This is a genomic window from Pelagibacterium sp. 26DY04 (assembly GCF_031202305.1).
Lineage (GTDB): Bacteria > Pseudomonadota > Alphaproteobacteria > Rhizobiales > Devosiaceae > Pelagibacterium.
This window is the reverse complement of sequence record NZ_CP101731.1, coordinates 3,846,545-3,858,885: the sequence shown is the minus strand read 5'-3', so window position 1 is coordinate 3,858,885 and position 12,341 is coordinate 3,846,545. Positions and strand designations below refer to the sequence as shown.

The window sequence follows — 12,341 nt, the reverse complement described above, 5'->3', positions numbered from 1 at the left end:
TGCCGGCTCAGTCCAAATCGTTGGTGGCAACGAGCTTCCAGTTGGGATCGCGCGAGCGGGTGTTGCGCAGGAAGGTCCACTCGTCGGCGATGGCCACGACCTGGCCGGGCGTGCCCTCGACGATCTCCCCCTCGCGGTCGCGGGTGATCGACACCACTTCGGCATCGATCCGCAATGTCACCACCGCATTGCGCTTGTCGAGCTCGGCTTCGGCAAACTCGATATTGGAGAGGCCCACAAAGGTGAACTCCACCTTGTGCCCGGCCGCTTCGCGCTCGATGATCGCCGCTTCGAAACTGTCATAGACATCCTTGTCGAGCAGGTTCTTCAAGCTCTTGCGGTCGCCCGCCGCATAGGCGGTGACGATCATCTCATAGGCCGATTTGGCGCCTTCGATGAACTGTTTGGGCGAGAAGGTGGGATCGGCCTGGGCGATGGCGCGCAGGCCATCTTCGATTTCGGCCTTGCCGGCGGAGAACTTCTCGATCTCGGCTTCGAGCTTGCGCTGGGCGCGCTCGGCTTCGGCGGTATCCTGCGGATTGCGGCGCGGCATCTGGACGACGTTCTCGTCATTGTCGGGCCGGGTGCGCGAAATCGATTCGTAGCGCGCAGAGGGCGGCCGTTCGTTGCCCGTGCGGGTGCCCAGCACCGAACGCAGACGCAAGAGCACAACGATGGCCACCACGATGACGATGAGGGTGGGAAAGTCCAAAAATTCGCCCATGAGTGAAATTCTTCGCTCCGAAATCGGGGTCTGGTTTCGCGGGGCCCTGCTGCCGGGTCGCAAACTGAGCACTTGGTCCTATATATATGTAAACGAGCCCCCGCAAACCAGTTTGCGGTGGCATTATTGTGATAGCAATGCCGCACCGGTGCCAGAGGTTCATCGCGGCGGAGAAAGGATCGAAAGCGCCCGTGGCCCGTTTCATCGCCCTCGCACTACTCGCCCTGCCATTCATCGAGATCGCCGGCTTTATCTGGGTGGGCGGCCAGATTGGCATTCTGGCAACGCTTGCCGCCATCGTCCTCACGGCCGTCGCCGGCATCATGATCGTGCGCTGGCAGGGGCTGGGCATGGTGCTCGACAGCCGCGCCATGATGGCGCGCGGCGAGGTTCCAGCCCGCCAGTTCGCCGATATGATGATGATCGCGTTGGCCGGCCTGTTGCTGGTCGTTCCCGGCTTTGTGACCGACCTCATCGGCTTTGCCCTGCTCATCCCGCCGGTGCGCGGCGCGCTCTACCGGCTTTTGAGCCGCAACATGGTGGTGGTTTCGACCTACCGCCCCTCCCAGCCGGGGCCAGCCTATAAATCCATCGATCTCGACAGCGGCGATTATCGCTGAAGCCGGAGCCATGCCCGCCAACCTTGTTCGCGGGACGCAAAAGTGATAGCCAAACGCACCGCTTGGGCGGCCTTTGCCGGCTGCCTTGCCGAGAAAACGACATGAAGGACTTATTGGCCAATGGCTGAAGACACCGAGAACAATGGCCAACCGGCGGCCGCAGGCGAGGGCGCACCGGATGCGACGCAGGCTCCCGCATTCGGCATTGTGGGCCAGTATGTGCGCGATCTGAGCTTTGAAAATCCCAATGCGCCCGCTTCGCTGGTCCCCGGCCAGGTCAACCCCGGCTCGAACGTCAACATCAACGTCCAGGTCAAAAAGCAGGCCGACGACGTCTACGCCGTCGAGATCGGCCTGAACGTCAAGACCGAGCGCGACAACAAGGTGCTCTATGCGGTCGAGCTGGTCTATGGCGGCCTGTTCCGCACCCGCAACATCCCGGAAAACCAGCTTGGCGCGCTGCTTATGGTCGAAGCCCCGCGGCTGATCTTCCCCTTCGCCCGTCAGGTCCTGGCCTCCACCATCCAAGCGGGCGGCTTCCCGCCGCTGCTGCTTGAGCCTGTGGATTTCCTTGCCCTCTACCGCCGCAACCTCGCCGCCGCGGCCGAGAAGGCCAAACAGAACGGCGGGCCGGCAGACGAAGCCAAGCCGACCGTCAACTAGAACGAGCCCTTTTCGAACTTAAGCAAAAAGCCCCGGAAGACCGGGGCTTTTTTCATGCGCTTTCCATCTGGCGGATTTCGATCTCGACAGCCTGGTATTTGAGCCAGAGCGCGCTATCGCCCATTTCGGCGATGAAGGCGGCATGGGCGGTTCGTTCCTCGAGCGTGAGCCGACTGGGCAGGGGGGTGGGTCGCTGACGCGCCGGAGCCCTGGTGCCGCTGCCGCGTATGGCGATCTCGGTTTCGGCCGAAAGAGCCAGCGCCACCTGCCGGCCCCCGATCAGCTCGAGATAGACCTCGGCCAGGATCTCGCTGTCGAGCAGCGCCCCGTGCAGCGTGCGGCGGGAATTGTCGATGCCGTAATGTTTGCAGAGCGCATCGAGGCTTACCCTGGCGCCCGGATGGATGGATCGGGCCAGCATCACCGTGTCGATCACCTCATTGGTGAGTCGCGGCCGCCCGCACCATTCGAGTTCGGCGTTCAAGAACCCCATGTCGAAGGGCGCATTGTGGATGACGAGCGTGTCGTTGCCGATGAAATCGACGAACCCCTGGGCCACTTCGGAAAATTTGGGCTTGTCACGCAGGAACTCGTCGGAAAGCCCGTGCACGCGGAACGCCTCCTCGGGCATGTCGCGTTCGGGATTGATATAGATGTGGTGATGCCGGCCGGTCGGCACGTGGTTGATGAGCTCGACGCACCCGATTTCGACGAGCCTGTCGCCTCCGGCCGGGGAAAGTCCGGTGGTTTCGGTATCGAGGACGATCTCGCGCAAAAGATTCACCGGCCCGCCTCCGCGCGCAACCTGTCGATCACCGCGTCGGTCGCGGCGATGGTTTCGTCCATGGTTCCGGAGGTGTCGATCGCATAATCGGCGCGGGCCCGCTTTTCATCCTGGGTGAGCTGGCGCGAAAGAATGAGTTCGAGCTTTTTTTCGTTCATGGCCGGCCGAGCGAGCACGCGCTGGCGCTGGATGTGCGGATCGCAATGGGTGACGATCACCCGATCGATCGAATATTGCGAGCCGGTCTCGTAAAACAGCGGAATTTCGATCACCGCCAAGGGGGCGCCGGCCGCCTCGGAGGCATCGGAAAATTCGACGGCCTTTTCGCGCACCAATGGATGGATCACCTCTTCGAGTTCGGACATCCGGCCCGGTTCGACAGCGATCGCCGCGCTCAGCGCCTTGCGGTCGACCACCCCGTCCTTGACCGTTCCGGGAAACAGGGTTTCGACAAGCGGCGCGGCCTCCCCGGCATAGAGGTCATGCACGGCCTCGTCCGCCGAATAGACGGGGATGCCGCATTCGGCGAATCGCGCCAGAACCGTTGATTTTCCCGTGGCGATCGAGCCCGTCAGCACAACGCGAAGCATGGATGAGGTCGTAAAATCCCCTGTTATTGGCCCATTGCGGCCAGAACTTTTTGGCGCAGGCCGGCCGTTACCGCCGGATCCGTGCCGAACCAGGCGGCAAATCCCGGCACGGCTTGATAAAGCAACATACCCAGCCCATCGACAGTGGCCAACCCTTTGTCCCGCGCCTGGGCGAGAAGGGGGGTAACAAGCGGTGTATAAACGATGTCGGTCACGACCGCCGAACCCGAAAGTAGCGAGAGGTCGACCCCTTCGAAGGCGGTGCCTTCCATGCCCACCGAAGATGTGTTGACCACCAGCCCGGCCGTTCCGGCCTGACGGGCAAATTCGGCCAGCGCTCCGGGTCGGACCGCCGCGCCGAACTCGGCCGCCAGGGCCTCGGCTCGGGCGGAGGTGCGGTTGAGCAGGTCGATGCGGGCAATACCCCTGTCGATCAGCCCGGCCAGAATGGCGCGCGAAGCGCCGCCCGCGCCCAGAACGATCGCCGATTCGAGTTCGCGGTCCCAGCCCGGCGCGCCGGCATCGAGATTGGCGAGAAATCCCAGATAGTCGGTATTGCTGCCAGCGATCCGGCCATCGCTGACCACCAGCGTATTGACCGCCCCGATCTTTGCGGCGAGGGGATCGACCTCGTCGATCAGCGCCATCACCGCTTCCTTGTGCGGAATGGTGACGTTGCCGCCGGCAAATTCTCCGCTCCGCACCCTTTCGATAAAGTCCGGCAGATCGGCAGGCGCCACGGCGATCGGCTCGTAGCTGGCGTCCAGCCCATGTTCGGCAATCCATGTGCCATGGATCAGGGGGGATTTCGAATGGCCGATCGGCCAGCCGATGACGAATGCCTTTTTCATCGGCTCGCCTCCAGAAGCTGCGGCGCATGCCGCTCGAGCGCCTCCAGCAGAGGGAGAAGCGGCAGGCCGAGAATTGTGAAATAATCTCCCTCTATAGCCTCGAAAAGGCGAATGGAGGGCCCTTCGAGCCGATAAGCGGCAACCGAAGCCAAAATCGCTTCGCCCTCGAGATCGAGCACGGTTTCGAGCGTCTGACGGGAAAAGGATTTGAATCGCAGCGTTGCGGTTTCCACCGCGCTCCAGACGATCGCCCCGTCTCGAGCCAGCGCCACGCCCGAATGGAGCTGGTGGGCTTTGCCCGCCATCGCCATCAACCTTTCGGCCGCCTCGGCCCGGTCGGTAGGCTTATGGAAGCCTCTGCCTTCGAAATCGAGCGTCTGGTCGGCTCCGATCACCCAGGCTCGGGGGGTTCGCGCGCTCACCGCAACCGTCTTGGCCTCGGCCAGCTCCCTGGCGAGGGCGGCGCGATTCGGATCGACGGTCAACAGTTCGGTTTCGATTTCCCGCTCATCGATTGACGCCGATGCAACCGAAAAGCGCAAACCAGCGTTTTCCAGAAGCGTTCTTCGCGTTTGACTTTTTGAAGCAAGGATCAGCATGGCCGGGGCTTTGCGAGCTTTGTTGGTGTGAGGTTTTTCACACCCGCTTCAACAGTTAAAGCCAAATCGCCCCAATGGGCTGTCCGGTCGCATCTTTTCCCCAACGTCCGATTTTGCGTTAACAGCCCATTAACTGGGGACACGCCCATCGCCCTGTAGACAAGTCCGGGGAAAAGGTCCGGCGCCGACGGGCGGCATCGCATTAACTTTCCGTTAAGCTTTTGCACAGCCACATCTCTTAACGAACCATTAACAGCCGGGGCTTGGCCGTGCTCCATCCCCAATTTCCGGGGCGTTCATCGACTCCCCCTCGCCGCGCGCAACTGACGCAACGCCAATTTGGGTCCCCTGGTTGTGAGCAGCAAACAATTGGTGCAAAACACAGCCATAAAGAAAAAACAGAATCTATTTAGATTCTTAGACATGACGGGTTCCACCCCTTGAATTTGCGCGCCTCTCCTCAGCCGACCGGCAAGCCGCTGCTCGACGCAGCGCTCGGACACAAACAAAAAACGCCTCCCGTCTGGATCATGCGCCAAGCCGGCCGCTACCTTCCCGAATACCGCGAGGTGCGGGCAAAGGCGGGCAGCTTTCTTGATCTGTGTTATACGCCGGCCCTGGCTTGCGAAGTGACCCTACAGCCGCTTCGGCGTTTCGATCTCGACGCTGCGATCCTTTTTTCCGATATCCTGGTCATCCCCGACGCCCTGGGCCAGCCGGTCCGTTTCGCGCAGGGAGAAGGACCGGTTCTCGAACCGCTCGATGCAAAGTCGGTCGCTTCGCTCAGCCCTGGAAAGGCTCTCGATCATCTGACGCCGGTCCTTGAAACCCTTGAGCAGATCAAAGCTGCCCTGGCCCAGGAAAAAACCTTGATCGGGTTCTGCGGCGCGCCCTGGACGGTTGCCACCTACATGCTGGGTGGCAAGGGATCTTCCGACCAGGCGGCGGCGCGCCTGTTTGCCTTGAACGAACCGGTTGCCTTTGCCGCGCTCATAGACATTCTTGTTGAAGTCTCCGCCCGATACCTGGTCGCTCAGCTTAGGGCTGGAGCGGACATGGTGCAGATCTTTGAAAGCTGGGCCCTCAATCTCGACGAGACCGCCTTCCGCAACTATGTGATCGAACCCAACCGCAGATTGGTGGCGCGGGTGCGTGAACTGGTTCCCGATGCTCCGATCACCGGATTTCCCCGTGGAGCGGCCGGAATGCTGGCCGAATATGCCGAGAAAACCGGCGTTAACGTGCTCGGGCTCGATTATGCGACCCCGCTCGCCTTCGCTTCGCAGACCTTGCCAAAAACGCTGACTGTCCAGGGAAATCTCGATCCGCTGCGGCTGGTGGCCGGCGGCGCGCAGATGGAAAGCCGGGCCCGCGAGATCGTCGCGGCCTTTGCCGACCGCCCACATATCTTCAATCTCGGGCACGGCATCGTGCCCCAGACCCCGATTGCTCACGTTTCCGATCTTTTGAAGGTCATCAAGGGATGAACTGGTACGCCATAACCCTGGCCCTGCATGTGATTTCCGTCATCGCCTGGATGGCGGGCATGTTCTATCTGCCCCGGCTTTTCGTCTATCATGTGGACGCCGAAAAGGGTTCGGTGCAGTCGGAAACCTTCAAGATCATGGAACGGCGCCTCTTGCGCGCCATCACCACCCCGGCCATGATCGCCACTTGGGTGTTCGGACTGACGCTGGTGTTTCATTTCCGCGTCGTCGATTTTTCTCAAGGCTGGCCCTGGCTCAAGGCGGTCGCGGTTTTCGCGATGTCGGGGCTGCACGGGCTCCTGGCGCGGCACCAGAAGCAGTTCGCCCGTGACGAGAACACCAAATCGGCGCGCTATTTCCGCCTCCTCAACGAGGTGCCAACGGTTCTGATGATCGTTATCGTAGTCGCGGTGATCGTCAGGCCGTTCTGAGCCAATCACATTGGTTTGGCGCGACAGCGCGATCAAAAACGGTTATGCTTGCAATCAGCCGAACCAATAGCTACATAAAGCGCAACTCACGCATTCGCCGTGAGACGGGCGGCAGACGCTCCGCCCCGCTTCTCCCCTCCTTTCTTTATCCTTATCTCTCCATCTCCCCTAAGAAGGCTGATCATGGAATTCATGAAGCTCAGGGACCTCAAGGCCAAATCTCCGGCCGAATTGCAGTCCTTTGCCGAAGAGCTCGAAGTCGAAAACGCCAATACCCTGCGCAAGCAGGAGTTGATGTTCGCCATACTCAAGCAATTGGCGACCCGTGATGTCGAAATCACCGGCGAAGGCGTTGTCGAAGTTCTGCCCGACGGCTTCGGTTTTCTGCGCTCCCCTGACGCAAACTACCTTCCCGGGCCCGACGACATCTATGTAAGTCCCTCCCAGATCCGCCGCTTCGGTTTGCGCACCGGCGACACGGTCGAGGGCCAGATCCGGTCCCCCAAGGAAGGCGAGCGCTATTTCGCGCTTCTCAAGGTCAACACCATCAATTTCGAGGACCCCGAAAAGGTCCGCCACAAGATCAATTTCGACAATCTCACCCCGCTCTATCCTGATGAGCGGCTGCAGATGGAATTGGCCGATCCTACCACCAAGGATCGCTCGGCGCGGGTCATCGACCTCGTCGCCCCGCTCGGCAAGGGCCAGCGCGCCCTGATCGTTGCGCCGCCGCGTACCGGTAAGACGGTATTGTTGCAAAATATTGCACAATCGATCGCCACCAATCACCCCGAATGCTATCTGATCGTGCTTCTGATCGATGAGCGGCCGGAAGAAGTCACCGACATGCAGCGCTCGGTCAAGGGCGAAGTCATCTCCTCGACCTTTGACGAGCCGGCCTCGCGCCACGTGCAAGTTGCTGAAATGGTTATCGAAAAGGCCAAGCGCCTTGTCGAGCATAAGCGCGATGTCGTGATCTTGCTCGATTCGATCACCCGCCTGGGCCGCGCCTACAACACCGTTGTGCCCTCTTCGGGCAAGGTTCTGACCGGTGGTGTCGACGCCAACGCCCTGCAGCGCCCCAAGCGCTTCTTCGGCGCGGCGCGCAACATCGAGGATGGCGGTTCGCTCACCATCATCTCGACGGCGCTGATCGATACCGGAAGCCGCATGGACGAAGTGATCTTTGAAGAGTTCAAGGGCACCGGCAACTCGGAAATCGTCCTCGACCGCAAGGTTTCCGACAAGCGCGTTTTCCCGGCGATCGATGTCACCAAGTCCGGCACCCGCAAGGAAGAATTGCTGGTCGAGCCCGATATCCTGCGCAAGATGTACGTCCTGCGCCGCATCCTCAACCCGATGGGTACTGTCGATGCCATGGAATTCCTGCTCGACAAGCTGCGCCAGACCAAGACCAACAGCGAATTCTTCGAATCGATGAACACCTGATTGGTGGCTCATGGGTTCTGTGAACACACCGTTCCTGTCAATCACTGACGGGAGCGGTGATTTTCGCTTCAGTCGCCGTCCTCGAGCTTTTCCCGAGGGCCCGCTAGGCTGCCACACCCACCTCTGCGTCTTGCGGTTGGTTGCCTAATGTGACTATTTCGGTCCCATCAGCATGGACCTGCAATCGGTGACTCAAGCTTCGACCATCGTGGCGCTTTCCTCCGGCAGCCTGCCCTCCGGCGTTGCCGTGATCCGCTTGTCCGGCCCCCGAACCTTCGCTGCCGTCCAAGCCCTTTGCGACACCCTCCCGCGCCCGCGACACCTTTCCCTTCGCGTTCTGCGTAACCCGGCCACCGGCGAGGCGCTCGACCAGGGCCTTCTCGCCTTTTTCCCGACTCCGAACTCCTTTACGGGCGAGGATTGCGCCGAGCTGCAGGTCCATGGATCGCCGGCCGGCGTCAAAGCCATTCTCGCGGCGCTGACGGCGATGGAGGGGATCGCGCTCGCCGGGCCGGGCGATTTTACCCGCCGCGCGTTCGAGAACGGCAAGCTCGACCTCACGGCCATTGAAGGTTTGGGTGATCTTCTCGCCGCCGAAACCGAGACCCAGCGCCGTCAGGCGCTCGCTCGCCTCGAGGGTGGGCTTGCCGATCGGATCGCGCTCTGGCGCGGGCTGTTGCTCGATTCCCGCGCCGAAATCGAAGCCAGGCTCGATTTTTCCGACGAGGATGATGTTCCTTTCGAGCTGCCTCAGCATTTCGTTAGCGACCTCGAAACGCTCGGTGCAGCGCTTGAGGATGCGTTGCAGGGGTATGAGCGCGGGCGCATTACCCGTGAAGGCTTTCGCATCGTTCTGGCCGGTGCGCCCAATGCCGGGAAATCGAGCCTACTCAATGCCTTGGCCGGTTCCGATCTGGCGATCGTCACCGCCGAAGCGGGAACTACCCGCGACACCAAGGACGTTTCCATCGATCTTGGTGGCCAGCTCGTGACGCTCACCGATACCGCCGGCCTGCGCGAGACCGATAGCCTGGCCGAAGGGGAGGGCATCCGCCGGGCGCGTCGCGCCATGTACGCCGCCGATCTGGTTCTGCTGCTCGTTGCGCCGGATGCTCCGACGCCGGCCATCGAGCCCTTGGCAGTTCCGGTCTGGACTCTGGCGACCAAATCAGACCTGGCGGCACCCCCGGAAACTGCCGGTCTGGCGCTTTCTGCCCATACGGGGGAGGGCATTCCCCTCTTGATCGAACGCCTGGAACGCCATATTGAACAGCGCCTGGGCGGCGGCGAGCCGAGCCTTGTCAGCCATTTGCGCGACAAGGAAGCGCTCGGCGCGGCGATTGCGCATATTCACTCGGCGCTGGCCCGGATCGACCAGCCCGAGCTTTGCGCCGAAGATTTGCGCCGTGCCGCCGATACGCTGGCCGGATTGATCGGGCTGATGGACAATGAAGCCGTGCTCGACCGGCTGTTTGCCGGCTTTTGCATCGGCAAGTGATTCACGTGAAACGTTGACGCCATGTTGATGGTGTTGATTCACGTGAAACACGGTATTGAAGCCCTATGTTGGATTCACGTGAAACAGTTCGGACCCATCCATGACTGACTATGGTGTGATCATCGTTGGCGGCGGCCATGCCGGAGCGGAAGCTGCGGCGGCTTCCGCGCGTCTGGGTGTCCCTACGGCGCTGGTCACCCATAAATTCGCGACCATCGGTGAGATGAGCTGCAATCCGGCGATCGGCGGGTTGGGTAAGGGGCATCTGGTGCGCGAGATCGATGCGCTTGATGGGGTGATGGGCCGGATTGCCGATAAGGGCGGTATTCAGTTCCGGGTGCTCAACCGGCGTAAGGGGCCGGCGGTGCGGGGCCCACGGGCGCAGGAGGACCGCAGGCTCTATCGCGAGGCCATGCAGGCCGAGCTGTCCGGAACGCCCAATCTCGATATCATCGAAGGCGAGGTCGATGATTTGATCGTCGCCGATGGCGTCGTCACGGGCGTGGTGTTGCTCGACGGGCGGCGCATCGGCGCCAGGGCGGTGGTGCTGACCACGGGAACCTTTTTGCGCGGGCTGATCCATCGCGGGGAAGAAACCATCCCGGCCGGACGGGCCGGGGAGAAGCCGGTGCTCGGGCTGTCGCTAAGGCTCGAAGCCCTGGGGCTCAAGCTCGGGCGGCTCAAGACCGGAACGCCGCCGCGGCTCGATGCGGCCTCGATTGATTTTTCGGTGCTGTCCGAACAGCAGGGCGATCATCCGCCCGAGCCGTTCTCGGCCCTGACCGACCGAATCACCACGCCGCAGATCTCGTGCTTTGAAACCCGCACTACGGCGGACGCGCATCGGATCATTTCCGAAAATCTTTCGCGCTCGGCCATGTATTCGGGGAAAATCCAATCGCGCGGCCCGCGCTATTGCCCCTCGATCGAAGACAAGATCGTCCGCTTTGCCGACAAGGACAGCCATTTGGTGTTTCTCGAGCCCGAAGGGCTCGATGACCCCACAATCTATCCCAACGGGCTTTCGACCTCCCTGCCGGCAGACGTTCAGCTCGCCTTCCTCAAGGCCATGCCCGGCCTGGAAAACGTCGTCATCAAGCGCCCCGGCTATGCAATCGAATATGATCACGTCGATCCGCGCGAGCTCTCGCCCAGCCTGATGCTGCGCGCTCTGCCTGGCCTTTATCTTGCCGGACAGATCAATGGCACCACCGGTTATGAAGAGGCCGCCGCTCAAGGCCTGCTGGCCGGCGCCAACGCGGCGCTCGCCGCGCTCGGCCGCGAGCCGCTGGTTCTGTCGCGCACCAATTCCTATCTCGGGGTGATGATCGATGATCTCATCACCCGAGGCGTTACCGAACCCTATCGCATGTTCACCTCGCGCGCCGAATTCCGGCTGCAACTGCGCGTCGACAATGCCGATCAGCGCCTGACCCAGCTCGGCATCGATATCGGCCTTGTCGGAGAACAGCGGCGCGAACATTTCGCGGCGAGGATGAATCGGCTGGAAACCGGCCGCAGCCTGCTCAAATCCCTGTCGGCCACGCCCACTCAAGCGCGCAAGGCGGGGGTCAATGTCAATGCCGACGGCGTGCGCCGGTCGGCCTTCGAACTGATGAGTTATCCGACAACCGAACGAGCGGATATCGAAGCGATCTGGCCTGAGATTTCCGATATGGAATCAAATACTTACGAGCAACTGGCTATCGATGCGCAATATGCCGTCTATCTGGAGCGGCAGCAGGCCGATGTGGAAGCGGTCCGCCGCGACGAGTCGCGGACCATTCCCGATTGGCTCGACTATGCCCTTCTGCCCGGCCTCTCCAACGAAATGAAGCAGAAGCTTATCGCGGCACGGCCCCAGACCATTGCTCAGGCGCAGCGCATCGAGGGCGTCACTCCCGCCGCCCTGACCTTGATCCTTGCCGTCATCCGGCGCGGGCGCATGGAGCGCAAGGCGTCGTGAGGGGGGAGATTTCGCCCGAATCGCACATCGGTGCTTATGAACGGCATCTAGGCCGGTCGATAATGGCCACAAAATCCGATCTCGACTCATATGTGCACCTTGTTCAGCGCTGGCAGAAGGTGCAGAATCTCGTTTCACGTGAAACACCGGGCGATCTGTGGCAGCGCCATATCCTTGATTCGTTACAGCTCTTACCGCTGATCGGCGAACTATCCACACGGATGAACGTGCTCGATATCGGCAGTGGCGGCGGATTTCCGGCCATTCCGCTGGCGATTGCGCTCAAAGGGCACGAGTTCTCGATGCACCTCATCGAATCCAATTCGCGAAAATGTGCGTTTCTGCGCGCCGCAGTCCGTGAGTTCGATCTCCCCGTAACCGTCCATACGGCGCGCATCGAAGCCATCGATCCGCAAGCCATTGGCCATGTTGATCTTTTTACCTCCCGCGCGCTGGCCCCCATGCCGCTCCTCTTATCCTATCTTCATCGCTTGTGGTCCCAGGACAGCCGCGCCCTGCTGCACAAGGGGCGCGAATTTGGGGAAGAACTCAAATCAGCGGATTCAGATTGGGTTTACGATGTGTTAAAGCATCAAAGCGCGACGGACGAAAACGGCGTCATTCTCGAAATCAGTGATCTTCGTCCAAAGCCATAGTGCGTTCCGGCAATAGTGGGGCA

13 protein-coding genes are annotated in these 12,341 nt (G+C 61.4%); 8 read left to right on the top strand and 5 right to left on the bottom strand.

Annotated features, from left to right (window positions below):
• Positions 1-7: 7 nt before the first annotated feature.
• A complete protein-coding gene (locus NO932_RS19170; RefSeq protein ID WP_309208964.1) occupies positions 8-724 on the bottom strand; it encodes a Tim44/TimA family putative adaptor protein in 717 nt (238 codons plus the stop codon).
• 191 nt (positions 725-915) lie between these two features.
• Here NO932_RS19170 and NO932_RS19165 point away from each other — a divergent pair, with 191 nt between their 5' ends.
• Both NO932_RS19165 and secB read left to right on the top strand, forming a co-directional pair.
• Positions 916-1,344, top strand: coding sequence for an FxsA family protein (locus tag NO932_RS19165; RefSeq protein ID WP_309163491.1), 429 nt, complete (start codon positions 916-918; stop codon positions 1,342-1,344).
• Between the two features lie 120 nt (positions 1,345-1,464).
• Positions 1,465-2,007, top strand: a complete 543-nt coding sequence (gene secB, locus NO932_RS19160) for a protein-export chaperone SecB (RefSeq protein WP_309208963.1) — start codon at positions 1,465-1,467, stop codon at positions 2,005-2,007.
• 52 nt (positions 2,008-2,059) lie between these two features.
• Here secB and dnaQ read toward each other — a convergent pair whose 3' ends face one another.
• The 4 genes from dnaQ to NO932_RS19140 are packed head-to-tail and all read right to left on the bottom strand — an operon-like array spanning position 2,060 to position 4,774.
• Positions 2,060-2,782: a DNA polymerase III subunit epsilon gene (dnaQ, locus tag NO932_RS19155; protein WP_309211092.1), complete on the bottom strand. Its 723-nt coding sequence runs from the start codon at positions 2,780-2,782 to the stop codon at positions 2,060-2,062.
• Between the two features lie 5 nt (positions 2,783-2,787).
• Positions 2,788-3,381, bottom strand: coding sequence for a dephospho-CoA kinase (gene coaE, locus NO932_RS19150; RefSeq protein WP_309208962.1), 594 nt, complete (start codon positions 3,379-3,381; stop codon positions 2,788-2,790).
• A gap of 23 nt (positions 3,382-3,404) precedes the next feature.
• On the bottom strand, positions 3,405-4,232 hold the full coding sequence (locus tag NO932_RS19145) for a shikimate dehydrogenase (protein ID WP_309208961.1): 828 nt from the start codon (positions 4,230-4,232) through the stop codon (positions 3,405-3,407).
• Positions 4,229-4,774: a Maf family protein gene (locus tag NO932_RS19140; protein ID WP_309208960.1), complete on the bottom strand. Its 546-nt coding sequence runs from the start codon at positions 4,772-4,774 to the stop codon at positions 4,229-4,231. Before NO932_RS19140 ends, NO932_RS19145 begins: the two co-directional genes overlap by 4 nt.
• 503 nt (positions 4,775-5,277) lie before the next feature.
• Here NO932_RS19140 and hemE point away from each other — a divergent pair.
• The 6 genes from hemE to rsmG all read left to right on the top strand — a co-directional run bounded on the left by hemE (position 5,278) and on the right by rsmG (position 12,318).
• Positions 5,278-6,318 carry a uroporphyrinogen decarboxylase gene (gene hemE, locus NO932_RS19135; protein ID WP_309211090.1) on the top strand — a complete coding sequence of 347 codons (1,041 nt, stop codon included), beginning with the start codon at positions 5,278-5,280 and terminating at the stop codon, positions 6,316-6,318.
• Positions 6,315-6,749, top strand: coding sequence for a protoporphyrinogen oxidase HemJ (hemJ, locus tag NO932_RS19130; RefSeq protein ID WP_309208959.1), 435 nt, complete (start codon positions 6,315-6,317; stop codon positions 6,747-6,749). Before hemE ends, hemJ begins: the two co-directional genes overlap by 4 nt.
• A 183-nt stretch (positions 6,750-6,932) precedes the next feature.
• Positions 6,933-8,198, top strand: coding sequence for a transcription termination factor Rho (gene rho / locus NO932_RS19125; protein ID WP_309163499.1), 1,266 nt, complete (start codon positions 6,933-6,935; stop codon positions 8,196-8,198).
• A gap of 187 nt (positions 8,199-8,385) precedes the next feature.
• On the top strand, positions 8,386-9,696 hold the full coding sequence (gene mnmE, locus NO932_RS19120; protein ID WP_309208958.1) for a tRNA uridine-5-carboxymethylaminomethyl(34) synthesis GTPase MnmE: 1,311 nt from the start codon (positions 8,386-8,388) through the stop codon (positions 9,694-9,696).
• Between the two features lie 100 nt (positions 9,697-9,796).
• Positions 9,797-11,662 carry a tRNA uridine-5-carboxymethylaminomethyl(34) synthesis enzyme MnmG gene (mnmG, locus tag NO932_RS19115; protein ID WP_309208957.1) on the top strand — a complete coding sequence of 622 codons (1,866 nt, stop codon included), beginning with the start codon at positions 9,797-9,799 and terminating at the stop codon, positions 11,660-11,662.
• Between the two features lie 62 nt (positions 11,663-11,724).
• Positions 11,725-12,318 carry a 16S rRNA (guanine(527)-N(7))-methyltransferase RsmG gene (gene rsmG, locus NO932_RS19110; protein WP_309208956.1) on the top strand — a complete coding sequence of 198 codons (594 nt, stop codon included), beginning with the start codon at positions 11,725-11,727 and terminating at the stop codon, positions 12,316-12,318.
• Positions 12,319-12,341 lie beyond the last annotated feature (23 nt).